This window comes from Tardiphaga sp. 37S4 (assembly GCF_021044645.1).
In the GTDB taxonomy this organism is placed as follows: Bacteria; Pseudomonadota; Alphaproteobacteria; order Rhizobiales; family Xanthobacteraceae; genus Tardiphaga; species Tardiphaga robiniae.
Genome location: NZ_CP088008.1, coordinates 3,353,978 through 3,378,706, shown reverse-complemented (window position 1 = coordinate 3,378,706; position 24,729 = coordinate 3,353,978). Strand labels below are relative to the sequence as shown.

Here is a 24,729-nt window from a genome sequence, read left to right as displayed (position 1 = left end):
AAATCAAGAGCCAGGCTTGAGCTGTCCGTTCGGCGTAGAGCGTGAGATCTCAAGCTCTTCCTCGTTCATGTCTGCCGACACATCAGCGAAAAGGGGTGTGCTCAAATAGCGCTCGCCGGTATCGGGAAGCATGCAGAGAATATTTGCCCCTTTCTCTGCCTCGGCTGCAACCTTGAGCGCGCCCGCAAAGGTTGCGCCTGAGGTAATACCCACAAAGATGCCCTCTTTGGTAGCAAGGTCCTTGCTGCAGCGAATGGCATCCGGACCGGAGATGGCTAAGATGCGATCGATGACCTTCATTGCGACGGCATCGTCGGTGAGTTTCGGGATGAAATCCGGCGTCCAGCCTTGCATCGGATGGGGCTTGAATGTCGGATGCGGGGCGGCCGGAGTTCCATCTGAGTTTCGCGACTGCGGGGTGCCACTGGCCAACAACTGCGCATCCTCTGGCTCGCAAACCACTATCTTCGTTTCGGGACGCTCCTCTGCGAGCACCCGCGCGACGCCCTTTAACGTTCCGCCCGTTCCATAGCCCGTGACCCAATAATCCAACCGTTCTCCGGAGAAATCGTCGAGTATCTCACGCGCTGTCGTACGCGAATGAATATCGGGATTGGCTTCATTCTCAAACTGCCTAGTCATGTACCAGCCATGCGCCCTGGCGAGCTCGATGGTCTTGTTGATCATGCCTACGGCGCGCTCAGCCGCGGGAGTTACGATGACCTTCGCTCCAAGGAACCGCATGAGCTTACGCCGCTCGACGCTAAATGGCTCTGCCATGGTGATCACAAGCGGGTATCCCTTGGCGGCGCAGACCATGGCAAGACCAATGCCCGTATTTCCACTTGTCGCCTCTATGACCGTCTGACCAGGCTTGAGCTCTCCGGATTTTTCGGCCGCCTCGATTACTCCGAGAGCCAATCGGTCCTTCACTGAACTAAGCGGGTTGAAGGCTTCAATTTTTACGAAGAGATTCACGCCTTCCGGCGCCAGACGATTGATCCGCACTACCGGCGTATTACCGATCGTTTCGACGATACTTTGATATTTCCGTCCCATGATGCATTTCCCGACATTGCGTTGTTTGCGACGGCTCCAATTGCCATGCATTGCGTCGAAGCTGCCCTCGGTTATTGGGGACAATCATTGGGCGCGCAAGAGTTAGCTTTCAGGGCGTACCCGACTTCACCGCCCGTCCTGATTGATCGTAGCGCGGCAAATGGACCTGTTTTGAACATTGTACCTAGCGGAACAGCCACCGCCTATGCTTTGGTAGAGGCAGATAGTTTTTCACCGAGCCAGGGAGCGTTTTTTGCCCGGCGAGCGCGTGGAACGGCGACTGGCGGCTGTGCTGGCGGCGGATGTCGCCGGCTATAGCCGGTTGATGGGTCATGCCGAGGAGCGCACGCTTGCGGAGCTAAAGACGTTTCGAAAGACGCTTGTCGATCCCAGGATCGCCACGCACTGCGGTCGCATCGTCAAGACCACTGGCGATGGCATGCTGGTCGAATTCGCCAGTGCTGTCGATGCAGCGCGCTGTTCGGTGGAAATCCAGCAAGAGATGGCTCAACAAAACGCCGCCGTTCCGCCGGAACTCAGGATTGAATTTCGCATCGGCATACACGTTGGGGACATCATCATCGACGACAACGATATTTTCGGCGATGGTGTCAACATCGCAGCCCGTCTTGAGGGAATTGCCGAGCCAGGCGGCATCTGCATCTCCGATGATGCACACAGGCAAATTCGCGGCAAGCTCGACGTCGCCTTCGACGACATCGGCGAGCAGACTTTAAAGAATATTGCCGAGCCAATGCGCGTATGGCTCATACGGCTTGCCCGCGAGAGCGCCCCTGCGATCCCGTCAAATTCGTCTGCGAAACAAGTTCGAGATCTAGCGCTACCTGACAAACCGTCCATCGTCGTCCTGCCGTTCGACAACATGTCCGCTGAGGCGGGTCAGGATTACCTTGCTGATGGTATCGTCGAGGCAATTACTGCAGCTCTTTCGTGCATTCGCTCTTTTTTCGTCATCGCCCGTAGCTCAGCGTTCACCTATAAGGGCCGCGCGATAAATGCGCGCAACGTCGGTAAGGAGTTGGGCGTTGCTTATTTGCTTGAGGGTAGCGTGCAGAAAGTCGGCAATCGCCTCCGCATTATCGTTCAGCTAATCGAAACCGAGGGAGGGGCACATGTTTGGAGCTCACGCTTTGACGGCGCAGTCGACGAGTTCTTTGACCTCGAAGACCGAATAACGGAGCAGGTGGCAGGCGCTCTACAGCCTTCCATCCGCATTGCCGAGATTGAGCGGTCGCGACGCAAACGGCCGCAAGACCTGAGCAGCTATGACTATACTATGAGAGCGATGCCTCATGTCTGGGCGTTGGAGAAGGAAGAAAGCGCTAAAGCGATTGAACTTCTCGAAAAGGCGCTCGCGATTGATCCCGAATATCCCCTAGCTTTGTCGCTTGCTGGTTGGTGCCACGCCCAGCGCTCGGTCTATAACTGGGCGGACGACATCGTTGGAAGCCAGGCAATGGCGCGATCGCTCGCCGAGCGGGCAGCAGAGATGAGTGGCGATGACCCTATCATTCTGGCGGTACTCGGCGCAGTGCACACATTTGTACGCAACCATGGAACCGCGCGTATACTGCTTGAGCGAGCCGTCAGCCTCGACCCCAACGCTGCATGGGCCTGGAGTAGGCTCGGATGGCTAGAGAACTATGCCGATCAGCCTCAGAAGGCGATTGACAATTTCGAGCGCGCTCTGCGCCTGAGCCCGATTGATCCAATGAATTTCAACAACTATGTAGGAATAGCCTCTGCGCATGAAGTAGCGCAAGAATACGACAAGGCTGCCGCGTTCTATAGGCGCGCCCTCGAAGAACGGCCAAACGCTAGTTGGATTTATCGCAATTTGGCGTCGGTCCTGTCGGGAGCCGGCCGGGTCGGCGAAGCTAAACAAGCATTCGAGGAGTTGATGCTTACTTACCCCGATCTGACGATTTCAAAATTCAAACAGGCAATGGTGTTTTCGCCTGCTGTTCTGAACCGTATGGCAGAAAATCTCCGAAAGCTCGGGTTGCCTGACTAGGACGACCGGAGAGAGCCGGCCGGCATCGATACCTTTCCGAGCACATCTCGATGAGTTGACTTCCGCTTGTGGGACTTTTCGGACCTGAGGCGATGTCCGACCTGAGTCCGTTATTGGCACCTAAGCGGACGTCCGCCGTCCGCTCCAAGTTTATGGGGTCACGCCCTAGTGAGGCATCCACATCGTTGTCGCCTGATCGCTCGTCTCGTGTTGCTCAAGGCGATCGGCTTCCTGGCGGTATGCATGCGATGCTTCGACAAGTCGCGTGACAGTGACGGCATCCAGAATAGTCTTTGCCAACCGTTCGGCGCGGGTCGCTTGTTCCCTGAGATACTGAACCCTGGTCATCTAGTGCCCTCACACTTGTCGATACAAGTTGAGTCAATTTCGATCGTTCCCAGCCTGTTCCTAGATCCTTAACGGATCGTAAGCGGTGGTGGAGTCGCAGTGAAGTTTGTCCAGGTTGTGGTAAACGCGGCGGCGTCAACCCTAACGCTCCCGTGCCAACGGGCATTCAGGTTAAAGCCGAACGTTTCGCCTGAGGTGGTAGACATATAAATCGTCTTCACCCTCGTTATTCGCGCTGTTGCTATCCCGGTTCAAACGGGGAGATCGCAATGACGGAGAATGCAGGCATCGCCAAGCGGCTGGAGAAATTTCCGGCTTTCGACGGCTTTCGGGGGATTGGCGTGGTGGTGGTGGTGTTCACCCATTGCCCGCAGGTGCGGGACCGCAGCGCCTACAACGCGATCTGGTACGTCAATCAGCTGTCACGCGTGGGCTATATCGCGCTCGACATCTTCTTCGTGATCTCAGGCTTCTTCATCACGCGTTTGCTGCTGCCGGTCAGCACAATGGGAGCAGACATCGCCCAAGACGGCCGGCTCGCCGGGTTTGCGCGCGCAGCATTTTTCTCCCCGGAGGATCGCGCCAGACCGGTCGACGAGCCTCCGCAGCAGACGACGATCTGGCCAGGAGTTCGTCGCAGTCAGGCGAAATAATGTCGGCTTCGCCGCCGGCCGCATCAGTTGCAATCGAAACGCGAAGCCGTCGTGACCAGCCTCGGTGACGTGCGCGTGGAGATGGGTGTCGTTGATCGGGAAGGGTGACACCGGTCTGCCGAGACCATGTAGCGAGGGGCGAGTCTTGACGAAGAAGGGCAAGGCTTGACGAAGCGTCGCGGCTGCTTCTCATTGGCTGGCAGCACGGCGATAGTCTGTGCCAGCCTGGAGGTCTCGTCCGATGATCACGCTCTACCACTGCGCCCGCGCGCGCTCGTTCCGCCCGCTATGGACGCTTGAAGAGCTCGGGCTGCCCTATGAGCTGAAGATGCTGCCGTTCCCGCCGCGTGTCTTTGCCAAGGAATATCTCGGCATCAATCCGCTCGGTACCATCCCGCTGATGCTCGATGGCGAGACCCGGATGACGGAATCGGCGGCGATCGCGCAATATCTGGTGACCAAATACGGTCCGACGCCGCTGGCCGTCGGCATCGACGAGCCGGACTACGGCGCGTTCCTGAACTGGCTGCATTTCGGCGAGGCGACGCTGACCTTCCCGCAGGCGCTGGTGCTGCGTTATTCGAAGCTCGAGCCGGAAGAGCGCCGTCATCCGCAGGTGGTCGAGGATTATTCGAAGTTCTTTCTTGGACGGTTGCGTATGATCGAGATCATCACCACCGGCAAAGACTATGTCTGCGCCGGCCGTTTCACCGCCGCGGACATTTCCGTCGGCTATGCACTGCTGCTGGCCAATCGTCTCGGGCTTGCATCGCAATTCGGGCCGAGCGTCACAGCCTATTGGGCGCGATTGCAGCAGCGCGAGGGCTACCTGCGTGCGGTTGAGTCCGAGAACCGCGCCGGCGACGCGCTGGGTTTGGCGCGCCGCTTCTGAGCGGCTATACCAACCGCATCAACCTCAACCAAGCGAGCAGACCGATGGCCGATGATAGCGTAATCCTGGAGAAGAAGGGCGCCGCACTCTGGATCACCATCAACCGGCCGGAGAAGCGCAATGCCATGAATGGCGATGTCATCGCCGGCATCGCCAACGGCTATCGCACCGCCCACGAGGATGCGGGCGTACGGGTGATCGTTCTGACCGGCGCGGGCGAGAAGGCGTTCTGCGCCGGCGCCGATCTCGCCAATGCCGGCGCGGCCTTCTCGATGGATTTCTCCAAGCCCAATGGCGATCTCGCCGATCTCATGCGGCTGTCGCAAAACGCCACCAAACCCGCCATCGCCCGCGTTAACGGCGTCTGCATGGCCGGTGGCATGGGTTTGCTCTGCATGACCGACATGGCGGTGGCCGCGGACAACGCGATCTTCGGTTTGCCCGAGGTGAAGGTCGGCGTGTTTCCCATGCAGGTGCTGGCGCTGCTGCAGTCCATTGCGCCGCGTCGCCTGGTCAACGAATGGTGCATCACCGGCGAGCCGTTCGACGCGCAAACCGCGCTTGGCGCTGGCCTGCTGAATCACGTGGTGCCGGCGGCCGAGCTCGACAGCAAGGTCGACTGGCTGATCGCTCGCATCACCGACAAGTCGCCGACCGCGATCCGCCGCGGAAAATATGCGATGCGCGCCATCGCCGCGATGTCGTTCGACGAGAGCATCGCCTATACCGAAAGCCAGATCGCGATCCTGTCGATGACCGAGGATGCGAAAGAAGGCCTCAAGGCGTTTGGCGAGAAGCGCAAGCCAGTGTGGTCAGGCAAATAGGGCGGCTCTCGGTGGCGCGCCACGACAGACCATCGAGCCGGCGCACGGGCGCATCGTCAGCCTTAAAGTGGAATTAACAGTGTCGCCGTACCCTCGTAGCCCGTGAGCGACCAGGCCATCAGCAGCCCAGCCAAACAGTTCCCGGTGCGGGCAACGATGCCTTTGCTGGTGAGCGCGTGCGTCTATGGCCTGCTGCTGGCGCTCGGGCCGCGGCTGCTGAACGATCCGGACAGCTATTCTCATATCGCGATCGGCCGCTGGATCCTGGCGAATGGCGTCATTCCGTCGACCGACTCGTTCTCCTTTTCCATGCATGGCGGTCATTGGCTTGCCTTCGAATGGCTCTCCGAGGTCATTTACGGGGCGGTCTATACGTTTGCCGGCTGGCAAGGCGTCGTGGCGCTCGCTGCCGCGGCCATCGCGCTTTCCGTCGGGATTCTGACCCGGTTCCTGCTGCGCGAACTTGCGCCGAAGCCGGTATTGATCATCGTTACAGCCGTGGTCGTTCTTCTCGCGCCCCATCTGCTGGCGCGGCCGCATGTATTGGCACTTCCGGTCATGATGACCTGGGCGACCGCGCTCGTTCGTGCCATGGATACGCGTGCACGACCGCCTTACTGGGCGTTACCGCTGCTGGTCCTTTGGGCCAATCTCCACGGCAGCGTCATCCTGGCACTGGGGTTGATCGGACCCGCCATCCTCGAAGTCCTCATACGAAACAAGCTTCGCGAGCGGCCTCGCGAAGTGCTCCATTGGCTCGCTTTCACGGCTCTCGCTGTTGCCGCATCCTGCCTGACCCCTTACGGGCCCGGCACGCTGTTGATGCCGCTGACGACGCTCGGTCTTGGCGATGCGCTCAACTGGATCGGCGAATGGCGGCCACAGAATTTCGGCCGCATCGGGATCTTTGAGATCCTGCTGCTGGGGGGAATCTTTGCGCTGTCGCGCGGCGTGACGCTTCCCATGGTGCGGGCGCTGGTCTTAATCGGCCTGTTGCATTTTGCTTTGGCGCAGGTGCGCAACGTCGATCTGCTTGCCATGCTGGCGCCGCTCTATCTTGCCGCGCCGATCGCGCGGCAGTTTCGCAGCTGGGCCGCATCCAATGAGGTCGGCTCAGGTCGGACGCTGCAGGTCGGTGCCGTCGGTGTCATGATCCTGGCGACCGTAATCGCTTCGGCGCGCGACGTTCGCCCCGCCGCGCGAAATACGCCGCAGGCAGCGGTGGCCAGCGCCGGTCTGACCGCGGCGAACCGCGTGCTCAACGATTATTCGTTTGGCGGCTATCTGATCTTCGCGGGAATTCCCACTTTCATCGATGGTCGCGGTGAACTCTATGGCGGTCGCTTTCTTCATCGCTACAACAGCGGCCTCTCGCTGGCGGACCTGAATGATTTTCTGAAGCTGCTCGACGATTACAAAATAGATGCCACGCTGCTGGAGCCGGAAACTCCGGCGGTGGCGTTGCTCGATCGGCTGCCAGACTGGAAGCGCGTCTATGGCGACGACGTCGCGGTGGTCCACAAGCGGCAGAATGCAACGGCGAAGTAATTAAGCAGTGGCGAAAGTGGCGTATTGTGCGCCAAGCGGCAGGCCGCTGAAGGCGTTTTCGACACGCCGCGCGGCTTTCGCTTCCCACGGCAGTAGCAGGAAATGATGCGAAGCGATGTCGCGGAGGCTGGCGCCCGCCATGATCTTTTGCGTCTTGCCCGCGCCGAGCAATACCGCGTCGCGATCGAACTCACAGCGCGCGACAGCAAAACGGGTCAGCGGATTGAACGGGTTGTGTTCGATGACACAGACCAGCCCTCCTGGCCGCACAACGCGCCGCATCTCACGCATGAAACCCGCCCATTCCGCGGGCGGGACGTGATGCATGACGCAGATCGTGGTGACCAGATCGAAGCTGGCATCGGCGAACGGAAAGACGTTGCCGTCGAAGGCCCGGTAGTCGACGTCGGGGTTGTCGACCTGTGCCTGCGCAATACTGGCGGAGGATACGTCTATGCCGCTGAGTTGACCGACCATGCCGCGCAGCAGTGGATGGAAGCTGCCAACGCCGCAGCCGACATCGAGCATGTCAGGCTTTTTTGATTGAAGCCGCGCTGCGATCAATTCGCGCAATAGATCAGCCTTGGCGCGCATGAAGAAGCTATGCGGCAGGCCGGAAAAGTCGATCGAGGATTGAACGACGTCGCGGTAGTTGCTGCGGTAGCTGTCGAACAGCTGGCTCATGACAATCCGCTCCGTCAGGCGCTGCGCGAGGTGCGGTAAGATGCTTCGCTTTGATCGCGGTCGAAACCGACGCGGTTTTGCACGACATAAAGTGGACGATGTTTCGCTTCTGCGTGAATGCGCCCGACATAAAGGCCGACGATGCCGGTCATCAGCATGTTCAACCCGCAGAGTAGCGACACGATAACGATGATCGACGACCAGCCGGCGACCAGATGCGGGTCGTTCGTCATCCACAGCAGCAACACCCAGCCGCCATACAGCAGAGCCAGGCTCGACACCACGAGACCGCACCAGATCGCCAGCCGCAGCGGCGCGTCGGAAAAGCCCAGCGCAGCGGACATGGCAAGCCGTGCCATCTTGAACAGCGGATACTTGGTTTCGCCGGCGGCGCGTTCGAGGCGATGGAAGCTCACTTCGGCCTGCCGGAAGCCGAGCCAGGCGATCATGCCGCGCACGAAGCGATCGCGCTCCGGCATCTGGCGCAACGCGTCCAGCACCTTGCGGTCGATCAGTCGGAAATCGCCGACGTCTGCCGGGATACGAACCGAGGTCATACGGCCAAGCACCCGATAGAACACATGGGCGGTGGCGCGCTTGAACGCGCTTTCACCCGCGCGGGACAGGCGGCGCGCATAGACCACGTCATTGCCTTCGCGCCACTTGGCGATCAGTTGTTCGACGACTTCAGGCGGGTCCTGCAAATCCGCGTCCATGACGACGATCGCGTCGCCTTGCGCGGCGTCCATGCCGGCCGTGATGGCCACCTGGTGGCCGAAATTGCGCGACAGGCCGATGTAACGGAAGCGTGGATCACTCTTGGCGAGTGCCTGCAGCACGATGGGGCTGGTGTCGCAGCTGCCGTCGTCCACGAAGATGGCTTCCGCGGGCGCGTCGAGGCGGTCGAGCAGCAGTCCCAGCCGGCGGACCAACACAGGCAGCACGGCCTCCTCGTTATAGACCGGCACGACGATGCTGTAGATGATCCGCCCGCCATCAATCGCCATTTTGGAGTTCCGCCCTGCTGAATGGCGGGATCCTAGGCCCTGATGGTTAAGGCGGCCTTGCAAAGAGCCTTGAAATCAGGCGCCTTGGGCCGCCTTTGCGCGGTTCCATGAGGCAGGCCCAGGTGCGAACCAGACCGCGTGGCGGTTCGCTCGGCTATGGCCGTCTGTCAATCTTGTACAGGACAAATCGTGCAGACCTGTCCACCTCTTGCAATCTGTCGGGCAGCGGGGGCGCCGCAGCGGGACCGAGCACATAGAGATAGTCGAAGTCCCTGTGCCAGGTCTGGATGAAGGACGGCGCGCCGTCAGGCGCGTTGCCGGTGGCGATTGCACTGAGCAACCGCATCGGCACGGGCCCGCCATAAGGAATGGCAAGACGTTGCACGGTGGCACTGGGGCGAAGCGGCTGCTTGCCGGTCTCGGTGAACACGTTGGGGACGAACGCATTGGCGTAATGCACGGCCAGGGTCGGGGCATAGGCCATCGGATATTCTGTCAGGTCGTTGAACGGCGGGTCATCGCCATTGCCGCTTGTCCCGACAAGAACCAGTGCACCGCGATCAAGCTTCTGGAACGAAGCGATCAGCGCCGCATAGTCGGCGCGATAGGAGAGCCAGACGGCAAAGACGGTTGCGAGATTGGCGAGGATGACGCCGCTGACCACCAGCAAGGCGGCAGCGAGCGATCGCCGGTCCGGCAGGGATAGTGAGCAGAAGGCCGCAACGATGATCACCGCGCCGGGGATAATCCGGAGGTCAGCAAATGATGTGCCGAGAAGCTTCGAAGGGATGATGAGATAGAGAAACGAAAAGCCGGCAACAAGCCAGATGCCGACCGGTTCGATCTTCAGAACCTCGCATTTGAACGCCAGATACAGCGATACCAGCAGGACCAGAACGCTGATGGCGGAGACCGTCATGTTATAGCCATTGAGGATACGGAATACCCAAACTGGCTTGTACTGAAGCAGCCACTCCGTGCCGTCACTGCCGACCGATCCGGAGGTCGCGCGCATCACGATCAGCAAGAGCACCACAGGCAGTGCGAGAAGGACGAGGCGCAACAGAGTCGCGCGATAGGGCACCTTCCGCTGATGGGCGCGCCAAAGTTCATACAGACCGATGGCTGCGCCATAGATGCCGAGCGAAAAGAAGTGGACCGCGAAAAGTGCCGGGACGAAACAGGCATTGACGACGAGCCGTATCAGCGGAGCACGCTCGATCACCGCCAGATAGGCGGCGATGCCCCAGAGCGAGATACCCAGGCCGAATTCGAAATTCAGAAACCCCCAGCTGAAGGGCAGGCAATAGACGAACAGAAGCGCAGCAAAGCCGCCGATCTGAACACGGCCCTTTGCAACCCGCTCCAGCGCGAGCGCCCCGCTAATGATCAGTAACTGACTGCAGAGCAAAAACAGCCGGGTTGCGTTCTCGACGCCGACCCATCGTGCGATCTGCGGGACGAGCAGATCCATGCCGAGATTCGGATACAGCGCCCAGTGCACCTCGTAATACGGGTTGGCGCCGGGCTGCCCATTTTGGGCCAGAAGATACATGCGGGCGAGGTGGTTGACATAATCGACCATCGCCGGAATCGGAGTCAGCACAGTCGGGAGAAGCGATACGCCCGCAAGCAATACAAAAACGATTATTCCCGCGGACCGCATGTTGGCCGGGGCGGGATTACTGGTCGAGATAGCCATTGGGATTTTTCTGCTGCCAGTTCCAGGCATCGCGGCACATATCCGAAATATCGCGCCGGGCACGCCATCCCAGCGTTTCTTCGGCAACGTCGCCGCTCGCGTAGTAGCTGGCGATGTCACCGGCCCGTCGTGGTGCGAAGGCAAAAGGAATCGTCCTGCCGCTCACAGCTGTATAGGCATCGACCAGCTCCAGCACGCTTGTGCCTCGTCCGGTTCCCAGATTGACTTTGAGGACCTTCTGCTTGTGGACATGGTCAAGGGCGGCGACATGGCCGGCGGCCAGATCGACCACATGGACATAGTCGCGTATGCCGGTGCCGTCCGATGTCGGGTAATCGTTGCCAAAAACATTAAGCACAGGCAGTCGCCCGATCGCGACGCGCGAAATATAGGGCATGAGATTGTTCGGAACGCCGTTGGGATCTTCCCCGATCAACCCACTTTCGTGGCTGCCGACCGGATTGAAATAGCGGAGAATTGCGACATTCAACGGGGGCAGGGAATGTGCAATGTCGCTCAGTAATTCCTCGGCCTGCAATTTGGTGCGGCCATAGGGGCTGAATGGTGCGAGCTTGTGGTCCTCCCGCAAGGGCAGTACGTCCGGCTCGCCATAGACGGTCGCCGACGACGAGAACACGATATTGCGCACGCCGGTCTGCTGCATGGCCTGCGCCAGCCTCAGCGTGCCGACCACGTTGCAGTCGTAATACTCGGCCGAGCTGGTGACGGAATCCGCAACCGACTTCAGCCCGGCGAGATGAATGACGGCGCTGAAGCGATGCGCCGACAGTGCCGATATCAGCGCTTCGACGTCGCGCACGTCGCCCTTGACCACTTCGGGAGCGGTGCCGGTGATCCGCCGGATGCGGTTGATGACTTCGGGATGGCTGTTGCAGAAATTGTCATAGACGACGACGTTGCGGCCGGCATGGATCAGCTCCACGCAGATATGCGAACCTATAAACCCAGCACCGCCTGTAATCATCACCGTCATGTCGGAATGGTCCTGCCTGGAAGCCGTCGGGCGACCATTGACACTAGCCCTGTCAGCTTAATAAACGGCAGCTCGTGGTGACAGGTGGCGGCCGACAGCGGCTTTGGTTAGTAAATCGTATCCAAGAACTAGCCGATGCGTTTCAGCCGGTGCAGCGTCACTTCCGGAGGGCAATTCAGCCGCACCGGGAGCAGACTGGTGCCGACGCCGACGGACGTATAGCCGGCCATGCCTTCATGGCGCCACGCGCCGTTGCCCATATGGCGCGGCAGCACAGCTTCCAGCTTGATGGCGTAGCCGCCGGGCAGGCAGAGCTGGCCGCCATGGGTGTGGCCGCTCAACATCAGATCGAAATCGTGCTCGGCCGCCTCGGCATAGGTCTCCGGCGTGTGCGATAGCAGGATCGAGAAGGCGTCCTTCGGAATTTGCGACGCGACCTTCGGGATGTCGTCGGCAAGGTAGAAATGCGGATCGTCGACACCGGCGAGATAGATCCTCTCGTCGCCGCGAGCGATCGTCTCGCATTCGTTGAACATCATGCGGATGCCCATGGCTTCCAGCGCCGGCGTCATGCGGATGCTGTCGTGATTGCCGAGAACGCCATAGACGGGATCGCGCAGCCTCGCGCGCAGTTCACCGACACCTGCGGTGGCGCGCTGATACGGCCCATAGGTCTTGCCGCGATAGTCGCCGGTCAACACACAGATGTCGTAATCGAGATCGCCGACGAAGGAGATCAGGTGGCGCAGTGCATCCTCGCTGAGATCGACGTGGAGATCGCTGATATGCAGGATCGTGAACCCGTCGAACGCGGCAGGCAGGCGCGGTGAGGCAACAGCATTCTCGCGGACCAATACGCGGTTGGCCTCGCGGCGGGCGCGGCCATAGAGGCCGGTGAGTTGCAGCGCGATTCGGACGATCGGCGGCGCGGTGAGCCAGTTCTCCAGATTGAAGAACAGGCGGCCCTGGCCGAACAGCTGGTGATCCCGATGGGTCTCGATCTCCAGCCGTGCCTTCACATGCGCATCCCCGATACGGTCGATCAGCGGGCGTAGCGCGCTGTCGTCGATCGGGGGATGCGGTGGCTGAGTCAACGTCGATCTAGCCGGTCGAGGCCTTGAGGCCGGCCGTCTCGATGCCCGCGACGGCTGCGATCTCGTCATTGTCGGATGTATCGCCAGAGATGCCGATGGCGCCGAGCAGGCTGCCCGATGTGTCATGAATGAGAACGCCACCCGGCACCGGGATCAGCGCGCCGCGTGCCATGGTATTCACGGCATCGATGAAGAACGGCTGTTCCTCGGCACGCTTGAACAATGCCCGCGAGCCGAGCCCCATGGCCAATGCGCCATAGGCTTTTCCGTGGGCGACTTCGCCGCGCATCAGGCTGGTGCCGTCCTGCGCGATGGTGGCCTTCACGCAGCCGCGAGCGTCGAGCACCGTGATGACCATGGGCTTGAGCTTCATCTCGATCACCTTGGCGAGAGCGCCATCAATGATCTTGCGGGCTGTATCGAGGGTGAGGTCGGCCATATCGGTTGTTTCCTAGTTGAGCGTGGCAGAATGGACGTTTGTTGTCGCGCCGTCGAGGCTCATGGCCAGCACGCGCGCGACATGCAACGCGTGACGGGAGGCGCCGTCAGCGATCTGGTGCCGACAGGATGTGCCGTCGGCGATGATCAGCGTATCGGCGTTGGCCTTGCGCACGGCGGGTAGCAAGGACGCTTCGGCCATCTGGATCGAGACGTCATAGGTGTCGGCACCATAGCCGAACGCGCCCGCCATGCCGCAGCAACTGGATTCGATGGTCTCGACCTTCAGATCCGGGATAAGGCGCAAGGCCTGTTCGACCGGCTTGAACGCACCGAATGACTTTTGATGGCAGTGGCCATGCACTATGGCCTTCGGCGCGATCGGCTTCAGCGGCAGTTGCAGACGGCCGGCCTCGGCCTCGCGGACCAGGAATTCCTCGAACAGCATAGCGTGCGCGCTGACGCTCCTGGCCGTATCGTCGGAACGTAGCGACAGCAATTCATCGCGTAGCGTCAGCAGGCAGCTCGGCTCAAGGCCGACAATCGGCACGCCGCGTGCCGCGAAGGGTGCATAGGTGGCAACGAGGCGATCCAGCTCGGCGCGGGCCTGATCGATGAGGCCTGCCGAAAGGAAGGTACGGCCGCAGCACAGGGCACGACTGCTGCGATCCACCGGCTTCGGCAGATGCACGCGATAGCCACCGGCGGTGAGCACGCGCAGTGCGTCGTCGAGATTCTCGCGCTCATAGGCGCGGTTGAAGGTGTCGACGAACAGCACGACCTCGCGACCATCGGCGGGGCCGACGGCGTCGGCATCCCTGTGAAATACGTCGCTGCGCCATTCCGGCAGGCTGCGCTTGGCGCTGATCCCTGCATAGCGTTCCAGCAGGTTGCGCAGCAGCGGGCTCTTGTTGCGCAAATTCGCCAGCGGTGCGGCGCGTGCGGCCAATGCAGCGTAGCGCGGCAGATAGCCGACAAGGCGATCGCGCAGCGTGAGACCATGTTTCGCGACGCGTGCGGACAGAACCTCGATCTTCATCTTGGCCATATCGACGCCGGTTGGGCATTCATGGCGGCAGGCCTTGCACGACACGCAAAGTTTCATCGTGTCGGCCATGGCATCCGACGTCAGCGCATCCGGACCAAGCTGGCCGGAGATCGCCAGCCGCAGCGTGTTGGCGCGGCCGCGGGTGACGTCCTTCTCGTTGCGCGTGGCGCGATAGGACGGGCACATCACGCCGCCCTCTAACTTCCGGCATGTGCCATTGTTGTTGCACATTTCGATGGCGCCCTGGAAACCGCCGCCGGCGCCGGGCCAGCCGGACCAGTCGAGCGCGGTCTTCAATTCGCCGACGCGATAATCCGGCGTGTAACGAAACAGCGAACGATCGTCCATCTTGGGCGGATCGACGATCTTGCCGGGATTGAGAACATTCTGCGGATCGAAGCGATGCTTCACTTCGGCAAAGTCGCTGATGATCTGCTCGCCGAACATTTCGGCGTGGAATTCCGAACGCACGAGGCCGTCGCCGTGCTCGCCGGAATGCGAGCCCTTGTATTCCCTGACTATCGCGAAGGCTTCTTCGGCGATGGCGCGCATTGCCTTGACGTCCTTGTCGAGCTTCAGGTTCAGCACCGGGCGGACATGCAGGCAGCCTTCCGAGGCGTGTGCATACATGGTGCCGGTGGTGTCGTGCTTCCTGAATATCGCGGACAGGCGTTCGGTATAGTCGGCCAGATGCGGCAGCGGCACCGCGCAGTCCTCGATGAAGGACACCGGCTTGCCGTCCTGCTTCATCGACATCATGACATTGAGCCCGGCCGCGCGAAACTCGGCAATGCCAGCCTGAAGCGCTGGCTCGGTGACGTCGACCACTCCGCCCCATTTGCGCGGCGGGTTGTTCCAGCCAAAGCCGAGATCGCGCATCAATGCGCCCAGCTCTTTCAGCTTGGCGGCATTCGCGGCCTGATCCTCTTCCGCGAATTCGACGATCAGCAGCGCATCCGGATCGCCGCGCACCGCGCTCTTGATGATCGGCTGGAACATCGCGATGTCGCGGCCGAGTGCGATCATGGTTCGGTCGACGAGTTCGACGGCGATGGGCTTGAGCTTGACCAGATGCTGGGTCGCATCCATCGCTTCATAGAAGCTGCCGAAGTGACAGACACCGAGCGCCTTGCTGCCGATGAGCGGCCAAAGCTTGAGTTCGACCTGCGTGGTGAAGGCGAGGGTGCCTTCGGAGCCGACCAGCAGATGCGCCATGTTGTTGGCGGTGTTGCGCGGCGTGAGCGCATCGAGATTGTAGCCGCCGACACGGCGCTGCACCTGCGGGAAGCGCTCAGCGATCTCGGTCGCTTCGCGCTCACCGAGCGCCAGCATGTCGCGAAACAGGGCAGGCGCATCGTCCCCGGAATTTACTTCGCCGAAATGCAGCAGGTTGCCGTCCGCCAGTGCAGCATCCATCGCGATCGTGTTGTCGCGCATGGTGCCGTAACGCAGCGAGCGACCGCCGCATGAATTGTTGCCGGCCATGCCGCCGATGGTGGCGCGTGACGCGGTGGAGACATCGACTGGAAACCACAGCCCGTGTTTCTTGAGCTGCCGGTTGAGATCGTCCAGCACAATGCCGGGCTCGACGATGCAGGTGCGGTTCTCGACGTCGAGCGAGATGAGCTTGTTGAGATGTTTGGAGAGGTCGATGACCATGCCGTCATTGACGGTCTGTCCGCATTGCGAGGTACCGCCGCCGCGCGGCGTAACGATGCGGCCATCGTCGCGGCAGATCGCCAGCGCGCGCAGCGCCTCGTCGATGGTGCGCGGAACGACCACACCGAACGGTACGATCTGGTAGAACGAGGCATCGGTGGCATAACGGCCGCGATTGAACAGGTCGAAGAACACATCGCCGGAGACTTCTCGTGACAGCTTGGCAGCCAGCGCGCTGTCTGCAGCCGTGCTCCGAATGATTGCCGCCTTCGCCATGGATTCCCGCCTTGTCCCTCTATCGTCCTGTCTTGCATCCGGATTCCGGCTTGGCAACCCGGAGGTGCCGCGCTCCGGCAGTGGCAATAAGGAGCTACGGGAGGGATAAGAAATCCTCATGGCTGCCCCACGTTTTTCTTCGGCGCTCTGGTATACCAGACGCGGGACAAGCCGTTTGAAAGGTGCTATCCGAGCGTTTCAATAAAAATGGACTCCCTGGGAAGGACGAGACATGACCGTGCACACCGGAAGGCATTTCCTGCAGATTCCTGGCCCGACCAACGTACCCGACCGGGTGCTGCGGGCGATGGATATGCCCACGCTGGACCATCGCGGTCCCGAATTCGCCGAGCTCGGTCTCCATGTCATTGCTGCGATGCAGCGTGTATTCCGGACCAAGCAGCCGGTCATGATCTATCCGTCCTCGGGCACGGGCGCCTGGGAAGCCGCCATCGTCAACACGCTGTCGCCGGGCGACAAGGTGCTGATGGCCGAGACCGGCCAATTCGCCACGCTATGGCGGGGTCTTGCCGAGAAGTTCAAGCTCGATATCGATTTCGTGCCGGGCGACTGGCGCCACGGCGCCGATCTCGCCGAGATCGAGAAGCGTCTCGCCGCCGACAAGTCGCATGCGATCAAGGCCGTGATGATCGTCCATAACGAGACTTCGACCGGTTGCGTCACCCATCCGCAGGATGTCCGCAAGATCATGGACCGCGTGAAGCACCCGGCGCTGCTGATGGTCGACACCGTCTCGGGTCTCGGCTCGCTCGAATACGAACATGACGCCTGGGGCATCGACGTCTCCGTCGCCGGTTCGCAGAAGGGCCTGATGCTGCCGCCGGGCCTCGGCTTCAACGCCGTGTCCGACAAGGCGCTTGCCGCCTCCAAGACCAACAACTCCTTCCGGTCCTATTGGGATTGGGAAGAGATCATCACCGCCAACAAGCTCGGCTCCTGGCCCTATACGCCCGCGACCAACCTGCTCTATGCGCTGAAGGAAGGCGTGGCGATGCTGGAGGAGGAGGGGCTCGATAACGTGTTCGCGCGCCACAAGCGCCATGGCGCCGCCGCCCGCGCCGCTGTCAAGGCCTGGGGCCTCGAGACCGTCTCCATCGAGTCGCATGATCACTCGCCGGCACTGACCGCCGTGCTGATGCCGGAAGGGCATGACGCCGACAAGTTCCGCAAGGTGGTGCTGGACAATTTCGACATGTCGCTCGGCACCGGCCTCAACAAGTGGAAGGGCAAGATCTTCCGCATCGGCCATATCGGCCACTTCAACGATCTGATGCTGATGGGCACACTGTCCGGCGTCGAGATGGGTCTCGAACTCGCCAAGGTCCCGCACCGCGCTGGCGGCGTGATGGCAGCGATGGATGTGCTGACCGGCAAAAGCGTAGTGCCGATGACCAAGGCGGCGGTGGCTTAAAGCGCACGAATTCCCGTCTTTGAGGCCTAACAATCTACTGGAGGCTGGAGCATAATCGCTCCAGCCTTTTCAACATGTTGCGGCGGAATGCTGCACCAGAGGACGAATCACATGAACGCACCAACGCCCGCCACTGAAGACCTGCTGTATTCCGTCGAGAACGGGATCGCCAAGATCACCTTCAACCGTCCGCAGGCGCGCAATGCCATGCTGTTCTCGATGTATGAGCGGATGGCGGAGATTTGCCAGGCGGCCAATGAGGACCGCTCGATCAAGGCGATCATCCTGACCGGCACCGGCGACAAGGCCTTCGCCTCGGGCACCGATATTTCGCAGTTCCGCGAATTCAAGACGGCGCAGGATGCGCTCGATTACGAGGCCCGGATCGACCGCGTGCTCACCGCGCTGGAGACCTGCCGGGTGCCGACCATCGCCGCGATCGCCGGTGCCTGCACCGGCGGCGGCGCCGGCATTGCCGCCTGCTGCGACCTGCGCATCGGTACGGCTGCCACGCGCATGGGCTTCCCGATTGCCCGCACCCTCGGCAACTGCCTGTCGATGTCCAATATCAGCCGTGTGATGGCGCTGGTCGGACCGGCCCGCACCAAGGACATGATCTTCACCGCCCGCCTCATCGAGGCCGACGAGGCGCTGGCGCTGGGCCTGATCAACGAGATCGTGCCCGATGTCGAGACGCTGCAGCGCCGCGCGCTGGAACTCGCGCAACTGGTGGCCAGCCACGCGCCGATCACCCTCGAAGTGACCAAGGAAGCCGTGCGCCGGCTGCGCCCGACCCTGACCCGCGAGGAGGGCAAGGATCTCGTGCTCAAGGCCTATATGAGCGAGGATTTCCGCGAGGGCATGGATGCCTTCCTGAACAAGCGCAAGCCGAACTGGCAGGGCAAATAACGGGCAGGCGGTGGTCTCGGGCGATCGCCTCATTCCGCCGCTCGGCAGCTGAACAGGGTGCCGGCCCCTGACCAAAGTCGGCTTTCGCATGCGCGGGACATGCTTGAAGTCACGGTCAATACCCCGCACAATAGAACCAATGAAAAATGGCGGGCATCCAATGTCCGCCGATCTCTACAGGGAAGAAACCAATGTCCAAGTCGATCAGGGCCACAGCTGCGCTTGCAGCCGTGCTCGCAAGCGCGCCCATCCTCTCATCGGCCACATCGCCAGCCATCGCCTGGGAGCCCACGAAGCCCGTCGAAATCGTGGTTGCAGCGGGCGCCGGCGGCGCCTCCGACCAGATGGCACGCATGATGCAGGCCGCGATCCAGAAGAACAATCTGATGAAGGCGCCGGTGGTGGTGTCGCTGAAGGGCGGGGCCTCCGGCGCTGAAGCGCTGATCTACATGAAGTCCAGCGACGGTGACGCCAACAAGGTGCTGATCGCCTATTCGCTGATCTACATGCTGCCGCTGTCGGCCAAGATTCCGTTCAACTGGCGCGACCTGACGCCGGTGTCCGTCGTCGCGATGGACCAGTTCGTGCTGTGGGACAATGCGGGCGGCGCCAAGACGGTGAAGGAATTCATCGCGGCGGCCAAGGCTGCATCGTCGCCGTTCAAGATGGGCGGCACCGGATCCAAGCGTGAAGACCACGTCCTGACGGTGTTCATGGAAAAGCAGACCGGCGCCAAGTTCTCCTATCTGCCCTACAAGTCAGGCGGCGAGGCGGCGACGCAGCTCGTCGGCAATCACACCGAAGCCAACGTCAACAACCCCAGCGAGAATCTCGAAGTCTGGCGCGCCGGCCAGGTGCGTGCGCTCTGCGTGTTCGACAAGGAACGCATCTCCTACAAGACCAAGGTCACCGAGACGCAGTCGTGGAACGACATCCCGACCTGCAAGGAAGAGGGCCTCGACGTGCAGTATCTGATGCTGCGCGCCATGTTCCTGCCCGGCAAGGTGACGCCCGAGCAGCAGGCTTTCTATGTCGACCTGTTCGAGAAGGTGACCAAGACGGCCGAATACAAGGACTACATGGAGAAGCAGGCGCTGAAGCCGATCTTCCTGAAGGGGCCGGAGATGCTCAAGTTCCTCGAAGAGGACGATGCGCTCAACAAGTCGCTGATGACCGAAGCGGGATTCGTGGCGAAGTAAGCCAATGACTGTCATGCCCCGCGAAAGCGGGGCATCCAGTAAACATCGACAGCGAGAAAGCCACTGACGGCTCCGCATACTGGATCACCGCTTTCGCGGGTGATGACAAGTTTCTTTGATGTACGAGTGTGCATCCTTTCTCCACCCTCAGAAACCATGCCCATGTCCAACACCGACCTCGAAATCATCGTCGAAGATCCCACCGCCCCAGAGGACGACTCGCCCTCCGTCGTCAGTACGCGCACCATCGAGATCATCGTCTCGCTGGTCCTGCTGGCACTGGCCATCGTGCTTGGCTTCGACAACTGGCGCACCGGCATCGCCTGGGATTCCACCGGGCCTCAGCCCGGCTATTTCCCGTTCTATCTCTCGGTCATTCTCGGTGGTGCCAGCCTCTATGGACTGATCGCGACATTCTTCGCCCGAAGTGGCGGTTCCGACACTTTCGTCACCCGCGCACAATTGCGGCGCGTGGCGCTGGTGTTCATTCCCACCGCACTGTTTTGTCTCGCCACGCAATTCCTCGGCATCTATGTCGCGAGCTTCGTGCTGATCGCCGGCTTCATGCGCATGGTCGGCAAGATCGCGCTGTGGAAGTCGCTGCTCACCGCCTTCGTGTTCACCGCGATCATGTTCGTCACCTTCGATGTCGCGTTCGACGTCATCATGCCGAAGGGGCCGATCGAATCGGCTCTCGGTCGCTAGGACTACTGAAATGGAAGCCTTCGGACTGTTGATGCACGGCTTCGCCGTGCTGATGACCTGGAAGATCATCTCGCTGATGGTCGTCGGTCTCGTGCTCGGCATCTTTGTCGGCGTGCTGCCGGGCCTCGGTGGCCCCAACGGCGTCGCCATTCTGTTGCCGCTGACCTTCACCATGGATCCGACCTCGGCCATCGTGATGTTGTCCTGCATCTATTGGGGCGCGCTGTTCGGCGGCGCCATCACCTCGATCCTGTTCAATATCCCCGGCGAGGCGTGGTCGGTGGCCACGACCTTCGACGGCTATCCGATGGCGCAGCAGGGCAAGGCCGCGGAAGCACTGACAGCGGCGTTTACCTCGTCCTTCATCGGGTCGCTGGTGGCGGTGATGCTGATCACATTCCTGGCGCCGATGATTTCATCCTTTGCGCTGAAATTCGGCCCGCCGGAATTCTTTGCGGTCTATCTTCTGACCTTCTGCTCCTTCGTCGGCCTCGGCCGCGAGGCCAAGCACAAGACCGTCATCTCGATGGCGCTGGGGCTGCTGATCGCCGGCATCGGCATGGACACGGTGTCGGGCAATCTGCGCATGACCTTCGGCTCGGACAATCTCCTGCGCGGCATCAACTTCCTCGTCGCGGTAATCGGCCTGTTCGGCATCAGCGAAATCCTGCTCACCATGGAAGAGCGCCTCGCGCTGCGCGGCCACGCCGCCAAGATCAGCCTGCGCACGGTGCTCAAGGTCTGGATGGACCTGCCGAAATACTGGGTGACGTTGCTGCGCTCGTCGGTGATCGGCTGCTGGCTTGGCATCACGCCGGGCGGCGCCATTGCGGCGTCCTTCATGGGCTATAATCTCGCCAAGCGCTTCTCCAAGGATCCCGAAAGCTTCGGCAAGGGGCGCATCGAAGGCGTATTCGCGCCGGAGACCGCGGCGCATGCGTCAGGCACCGCAGCGCTGCTGCCGATGCTGGCGCTCGGCATTCCCGGCTCGGGCACCGCGGCGATCCTGCTCGGCGGCCTGATGGTGTGGGGCCTCAACCCAGGCCCGCTGCTGTTCGTCGAGCACAAGGATTTCGTCTGGGGCCTGATTGCCTCGATGTATCTCGGCAATGTGGTCGGTCTCGTCATCGTGCTGACGACCGTGCCGGTCTTCGCCTCGATCCTGCGCGTGCCGTTTGCGGCAGTGGCCCCGATGATCGTGGTATCCTGCGCCATCGGCGCCTATGCGATCCAGAATGCCATGTTCGACATCTGGCTGATGCTGGGCTTCGGCGTCGTCGGCTATGTGTTCAAGAAGATCGGTATTCCGCTGGCGCCATTCACGCTGGCGCTGGTGCTTGGCAGCCGCGCCGAGGATGCGTTCCGCCTCGCCATGATCGGCTCCGGCGGCAGCGTCGGTGTGTTCTGGTCCAATGGCCTCGTCGGCACCATCACCACGCTGGCGATTACGCTGCTGTTCTGGCCGGTGATCGATCGTGCCTTTACGGCCGTTGCGCGCATCTGGCGGCCGACGCCGGTGACGACGTAAGTCGTGCTCGCGCGTGGCTGGATGGAGGCCTAATCCGGCAGTGACGGCTGCGCCAGGTATGCCAGCAGCTTTATCTCGCGGCGTCCGCGAGTGACAGTGTCGAGCACGAGGCCCGACGAAAATGAGAGCACGCCGACGATCATCAGGCCAGTCGAGAGTACGGCGGTGGGCAGCCGAGGCACCAAACCTGTTTCCAGATAGGTGACGGTGACGGGAATCGCGAGGCCGATGGAGACGATGCCGAAAAACAGGCCAATTGTGCCGAAGAAGCGCAGCGGCTTTTCCGAACGATAGAGCTTCATGATGGTGCCGAGGATCCGGAAGCCATCCTTCCACGTATTGAGCTTGCTGGTGGAGCCCTGCGGTCGCGCGAAATACGGCGTCTCGATTTCAGCGACCGGCAGTGCGAGCTGCAGCGCATGAACGCTCAGTTCGGTCTCGATCTCGAAACCATCGGACAGCACTGGGAAGGATTTGACGAAGCGTCTCGAGAATACGCGATAGCCTGACAGCACATCCTTGAAGTTCTGACCGAACGTCATAGACAGAAAGCCGGTGAGCAGCGAGTTACCGGTACGGTGGCCAAGGCGATAGGCAGCAACCTGCTGTTCGATGCGGCGGCCCACCACCATGTCGAGGCGATCGTTTAGCAGCGCTTCGATCATGGCTGGTGCGGATGTCGCGTCGTAGGTCGCATCGCCATCTACAAGAACGTAGATATCGGCATCGATGTCACCGAACATGCGGCGGACGACATGACCCTTGCCTTGACGGGAGTCGCTGCGAACAATTGCACCCGCCTGCGAGGCTACTTCACCCGTCCGATCTGTCGAGTTGTTGTCGTAGACATAAATCGTGGCGGCCGGCAGCACCTTCCGGAAATCGTGCACGACTGTTGCGACTGCGACCTCTTCATTGAAGCAGGGGATCAGGATAGCGACGCGGGGCGGTGCGGTCATGGAGCCTTCCTGCGGGTTCGAGGCGCAGCACGATCTCCGATCGACTGTACCCGGACGAATATGTGCTCCCGATTAATGCAGCCTATGGCGTTAATTTTCACAGTATTTGACAGCTCGCGGCCTCAGACCACCTTGCCTCGTCGCAATTCGGCGATCTCTTCGGCACCGAAGCCGAATTCGGCGAGTAGCTCCTCTGTCTGCTCGCCGACTTCCGGCGGCCGAGCGGCCATGTGGCTCGGCGTGCGTGACAGCGTGAAGGGCTGAGCGACCAGCGTGATCTTGCGGTTCTGGTCGTTGGGCACGTCCTGCGCGAGGCCAAGGTGCTTAACCTGCGCGTCGGCGAACATCTGGTCGACGGAGTAGATCGGACCGCACGGCACACCGGCGGCATTGAGGTCGTTGACCCATTCCTCCGTGGTGCGCTTTGCGGTGCAGGCGCTGATCGCGGCATTGAGCGCGTCGCGATTCTTCGAGCGCGCGGGGCCGGTGGCGTAATCGGGATTGGTGATCAGTTCGGGCGCGCCGATCGCCTGTGCGCAGCGCTCCCAGATCTTGCCGCCGGTGGCGGCGATATTGATGTAGCCGTCGGAGGTCTTGAACACGCCGGTAGGGATGCTGGTTGGGTGGTTGTTGCCGGCCTGTTTCGGCACATCCTGCTCCATCAGCCAGCGGGCGGCCTGGAAATCCAGCATGAAGATCTGGGCCTGCAACAGCGAGGTCTGGACCCACTGACCCTGACCGGACACATCGCGCTCCAGCAGGGCTGTGAGCACGCCCAGTGCGCAGAACAGCCCGGCGGTGAGATCAGCCACGGGAATGCCGACCCGCATCGGGCCTTCGCCGGGCGCGCCTGTGATCGACATCAACCCGCCCATGCCCTGCGCGATCTGATCGAAGCCCGGTCGCTTGTGATAGGGGCCGTCCTGGCCGAAACCGGAAATGCTGCCATAGACGATGCCGGGATTGATCGCCTTCAGGCTCTCGTAATCAATACCGAGCCGCGTCTTTACATCCGGGCGAAAATTCTCGACCACCACATCGGCTTTCTCGACCAGACGCTTGAACACGGCGAGACCGCGCGGGTCCTTCAGGTTCAAGGTCATGGCCCGCTTGTTGCGGTGCAGGTTCTGGAAGTCCGAGCCCCGCCGGGGGCCGCCGGGCTGTTCAGAACCGGCGTCATCGCTCAGCGCATCGATCTTGATGACATTGGCCCCCCAATCCGCGAACTGCCGGACAGCCGTCGGGCCGGAGCGGATCCGGGTCAGGTCGAGCACGGTAAAGCGGGAGAGGGCCTGCGAGGCGCGCGGGAAGGGCATTCAGAGGGCTCCGGAATGACGCAAGGTTGGGCCGAGAACCACTACCTTTCGCGCAAACCGGCGGGCTTGTCATGCCCCGCCGTCGCCGGCGGGGCGTGCATCCTCGCCACTCCGCGCAAAAATCGATGTAACCGGGATGTCACATCCGGTTGCAGTCGGGGGGCGAACTCGCGTGATCGCTTGAGCATCCGCATAACTGGTTGAATGCTCGAGCAGTATTTGGAGTTTTGCGTATGTTTGAAGGGTACTCTGCTTGGACTTACCCTTTTTGTGGTCGGCCGGCGATGCGGCTGATGGCCCGGAGGGCGGACGTGCTGCATGGCGAGTTTCTTCAGTCGCAGGCGTCATCTCGGGCCCCCGCATGCATCCATTGTTCGCGCTAGTGTCGCGCGTTCTGACCGGAGCCCGGTCGCTGGCCCG

At 61.4% G+C, this 24,729-nt stretch carries 20 protein-coding genes; 10 read left to right on the top strand and 10 right to left on the bottom strand.

The genetic code is table 11. The annotated features are described in order from the left end of the window. Positions 1-3 precede the first annotated feature (3 nt). A complete protein-coding gene (gene cysK / locus LPB73_RS16160; RefSeq protein WP_231077523.1) occupies positions 4-1,059 on the bottom strand; it encodes a cysteine synthase A in 1,056 nt (351 codons plus the stop codon). Between the two features lie 253 nt (positions 1,060-1,312). Here cysK and LPB73_RS16155 point away from each other — a divergent pair, with 253 nt between their 5' ends. The 5 genes from LPB73_RS16155 (at position 1,313) to LPB73_RS16135 (ending at position 7,359) form a co-directional block, all read left to right on the top strand. Further along, on the top strand, positions 1,313-3,094 hold the full coding sequence (locus tag LPB73_RS16155; RefSeq protein WP_231077522.1) for an adenylate/guanylate cyclase domain-containing protein: 1,782 nt from the start codon (positions 1,313-1,315) through the stop codon (positions 3,092-3,094). 617 nt (positions 3,095-3,711) lie between these two features. Continuing rightward, positions 3,712-4,095: an acyltransferase family protein gene (locus LPB73_RS16150; RefSeq protein WP_231077521.1), complete on the top strand. Its 384-nt coding sequence runs from the start codon at positions 3,712-3,714 to the stop codon at positions 4,093-4,095. A 241-nt stretch (positions 4,096-4,336) separates the two neighbouring features. Then, positions 4,337-4,987 carry a glutathione S-transferase family protein gene (locus tag LPB73_RS16145; RefSeq protein WP_231077520.1) on the top strand — a complete coding sequence of 217 codons (651 nt, stop codon included), beginning with the start codon at positions 4,337-4,339 and terminating at the stop codon, positions 4,985-4,987. Between the two features lie 44 nt (positions 4,988-5,031). Continuing rightward, complete coding sequence (locus LPB73_RS16140; protein WP_231077519.1) at positions 5,032-5,811, top strand: enoyl-CoA hydratase/isomerase family protein; 780 nt, start codon at positions 5,032-5,034, stop codon at positions 5,809-5,811. Between the two features lie 156 nt (positions 5,812-5,967). Then, entirely contained in the window at positions 5,968-7,359 is a 1,392-nt protein-coding gene (locus LPB73_RS16135; RefSeq protein WP_231077518.1) for a hypothetical protein, read from the top strand. On the opposite strand, the gene LPB73_RS16130 is transcribed toward LPB73_RS16135, so the two are convergent. The 7 genes from LPB73_RS16130 to LPB73_RS16100 form a co-directional block, all read right to left on the bottom strand. Next, positions 7,360-8,043, bottom strand: a complete 684-nt coding sequence (locus LPB73_RS16130) for a class I SAM-dependent methyltransferase (protein ID WP_231077517.1) — start codon at positions 8,041-8,043, stop codon at positions 7,360-7,362. It lies immediately after the preceding gene. Between the two features lie 14 nt (positions 8,044-8,057). Further along, positions 8,058-9,050 (bottom strand): glycosyltransferase family 2 protein, encoded by a 993-nt coding sequence (locus LPB73_RS16125; RefSeq protein WP_231077516.1) that lies wholly within the window; start codon positions 9,048-9,050, stop codon positions 8,058-8,060. 154 nt (positions 9,051-9,204) lie between these two features. Continuing rightward, entirely contained in the window at positions 9,205-10,635 is a 1,431-nt protein-coding gene (locus tag LPB73_RS16120) for a hypothetical protein (protein WP_231077515.1), read from the bottom strand. 97 nt (positions 10,636-10,732) lie between these two features. Further along, the gene (gene galE / locus LPB73_RS16115) at positions 10,733-11,746 is read right to left on the bottom strand and encodes a UDP-glucose 4-epimerase GalE (protein WP_231077514.1); all 1,014 of its coding nucleotides are present in this window, start codon (positions 11,744-11,746) and stop codon (positions 10,733-10,735) included. Positions 11,747-11,874: 128 nt separating this feature from the next. Continuing rightward, complete coding sequence (locus LPB73_RS16110) at positions 11,875-12,840, bottom strand: metallophosphoesterase (protein WP_349768788.1); 966 nt, start codon at positions 12,838-12,840, stop codon at positions 11,875-11,877. 7 nt (positions 12,841-12,847) lie between these two features. Then, positions 12,848-13,279, bottom strand: a complete 432-nt coding sequence (locus tag LPB73_RS16105; protein ID WP_175366765.1) for a GlcG/HbpS family heme-binding protein — start codon at positions 13,277-13,279, stop codon at positions 12,848-12,850. A 12-nt stretch (positions 13,280-13,291) separates the two neighbouring features. Then, entirely contained in the window at positions 13,292-16,261 is a 2,970-nt protein-coding gene (locus tag LPB73_RS16100; protein WP_231077513.1) for an FAD-binding and (Fe-S)-binding domain-containing protein, read from the bottom strand. A 232-nt stretch (positions 16,262-16,493) separates the two neighbouring features. Between LPB73_RS16100 and LPB73_RS16095 the strand changes: the two genes are divergently transcribed. The 5 genes from LPB73_RS16095 to LPB73_RS16075 all read left to right on the top strand — a co-directional run bounded on the left by LPB73_RS16095 (position 16,494) and on the right by LPB73_RS16075 (position 22,034). Continuing rightward, positions 16,494-17,693 carry a pyridoxal-phosphate-dependent aminotransferase family protein gene (locus LPB73_RS16095; RefSeq protein WP_231077512.1) on the top strand — a complete coding sequence of 400 codons (1,200 nt, stop codon included), beginning with the start codon at positions 16,494-16,496 and terminating at the stop codon, positions 17,691-17,693. Between the two features lie 111 nt (positions 17,694-17,804). Further along, positions 17,805-18,602, top strand: a complete 798-nt coding sequence (locus LPB73_RS16090) for an enoyl-CoA hydratase/isomerase family protein (protein ID WP_231077511.1) — start codon at positions 17,805-17,807, stop codon at positions 18,600-18,602. Between the two features lie 191 nt (positions 18,603-18,793). Beyond that, positions 18,794-19,801, top strand: a complete 1,008-nt coding sequence (locus LPB73_RS16085; RefSeq protein ID WP_184514932.1) for a tripartite tricarboxylate transporter substrate binding protein — start codon at positions 18,794-18,796, stop codon at positions 19,799-19,801. Between the two features lie 162 nt (positions 19,802-19,963). Continuing rightward, positions 19,964-20,506, top strand: a complete 543-nt coding sequence (locus LPB73_RS16080) for a tripartite tricarboxylate transporter TctB family protein (RefSeq protein ID WP_231077510.1) — start codon at positions 19,964-19,966, stop codon at positions 20,504-20,506. 10 nt (positions 20,507-20,516) lie between these two features. Next, positions 20,517-22,034, top strand: coding sequence for a tripartite tricarboxylate transporter permease (locus LPB73_RS16075; protein WP_231077509.1), 1,518 nt, complete (start codon positions 20,517-20,519; stop codon positions 22,032-22,034). A 29-nt stretch (positions 22,035-22,063) separates the two neighbouring features. On the opposite strand, the gene LPB73_RS16070 is transcribed toward LPB73_RS16075, so the two are convergent. Both LPB73_RS16070 and LPB73_RS16065 read right to left on the bottom strand, forming a co-directional pair. Then, positions 22,064-22,993 carry a glycosyltransferase family 2 protein gene (locus LPB73_RS16070; RefSeq protein WP_231077508.1) on the bottom strand — a complete coding sequence of 310 codons (930 nt, stop codon included), beginning with the start codon at positions 22,991-22,993 and terminating at the stop codon, positions 22,064-22,066. 122 nt (positions 22,994-23,115) lie between these two features. Next, a complete protein-coding gene (locus LPB73_RS16065) occupies positions 23,116-24,309 on the bottom strand; it encodes a CaiB/BaiF CoA transferase family protein (protein WP_231077507.1) in 1,194 nt (397 codons plus the stop codon). Positions 24,310-24,729 lie beyond the last annotated feature (420 nt).

Excerpts from the sequence above, each read along its gene's own strand:
- LPB73_RS16090 (WP_231077511.1), top strand. The coding sequence starts at position 17,805 with ATGAACGCACCAACGCCCGCCACTGAAGACCTGCTGTATTCCGTCGAG.
- LPB73_RS16135 (WP_231077518.1), top strand. The coding sequence starts at position 5,968 with ATGCCTTTGCTGGTGAGCGCGTGCGTCTATGGCCTGCTGCTGGCGCTC.
- LPB73_RS16065 (WP_231077507.1), bottom strand. The coding sequence starts at position 24,309 with ATGCCCTTCCCGCGCGCCTCGCAGGCCCTCTCCCGCTTTACCGTGCTC.
- LPB73_RS16105 (WP_175366765.1), bottom strand. The coding sequence starts at position 13,279 with ATGGCCGACCTCACCCTCGATACAGCCCGCAAGATCATTGATGGCGCT.
- cysK (WP_231077523.1), bottom strand. The coding sequence starts at position 1,059 with ATGGGACGGAAATATCAAAGTATCGTCGAAACGATCGGTAATACGCCG.
- LPB73_RS16085 (WP_184514932.1), top strand. The coding sequence starts at position 18,794 with ATGTCCAAGTCGATCAGGGCCACAGCTGCGCTTGCAGCCGTGCTCGCA.
- LPB73_RS16120 (WP_231077515.1), bottom strand. The coding sequence starts at position 10,635 with ATGGTCGATTATGTCAACCACCTCGCCCGCATGTATCTTCTGGCCCAA.
- LPB73_RS16125 (WP_231077516.1), bottom strand. The coding sequence starts at position 9,050 with ATGGCGATTGATGGCGGGCGGATCATCTACAGCATCGTCGTGCCGGTC.
- LPB73_RS16080 (WP_231077510.1), top strand. The coding sequence starts at position 19,964 with ATGTCCAACACCGACCTCGAAATCATCGTCGAAGATCCCACCGCCCCA.
- LPB73_RS16095 (WP_231077512.1), top strand. The coding sequence starts at position 16,494 with ATGACCGTGCACACCGGAAGGCATTTCCTGCAGATTCCTGGCCCGACC.
- LPB73_RS16075 (WP_231077509.1), top strand. The coding sequence starts at position 20,517 with ATGGAAGCCTTCGGACTGTTGATGCACGGCTTCGCCGTGCTGATGACC.
- LPB73_RS16145 (WP_231077520.1), top strand. The coding sequence starts at position 4,337 with ATGATCACGCTCTACCACTGCGCCCGCGCGCGCTCGTTCCGCCCGCTA.
- LPB73_RS16100 (WP_231077513.1), bottom strand. The coding sequence starts at position 16,261 with ATGGCGAAGGCGGCAATCATTCGGAGCACGGCTGCAGACAGCGCGCTG.
- LPB73_RS16140 (WP_231077519.1), top strand. The coding sequence starts at position 5,032 with ATGGCCGATGATAGCGTAATCCTGGAGAAGAAGGGCGCCGCACTCTGG.
- LPB73_RS16130 (WP_231077517.1), bottom strand. The coding sequence starts at position 8,043 with ATGAGCCAGCTGTTCGACAGCTACCGCAGCAACTACCGCGACGTCGTT.
- LPB73_RS16070 (WP_231077508.1), bottom strand. The coding sequence starts at position 22,993 with ATGACCGCACCGCCCCGCGTCGCTATCCTGATCCCCTGCTTCAATGAA.
- galE (WP_231077514.1), bottom strand. The coding sequence starts at position 11,746 with ATGACGGTGATGATTACAGGCGGTGCTGGGTTTATAGGTTCGCATATC.
- LPB73_RS16150 (WP_231077521.1), top strand. The coding sequence starts at position 3,712 with ATGACGGAGAATGCAGGCATCGCCAAGCGGCTGGAGAAATTTCCGGCT.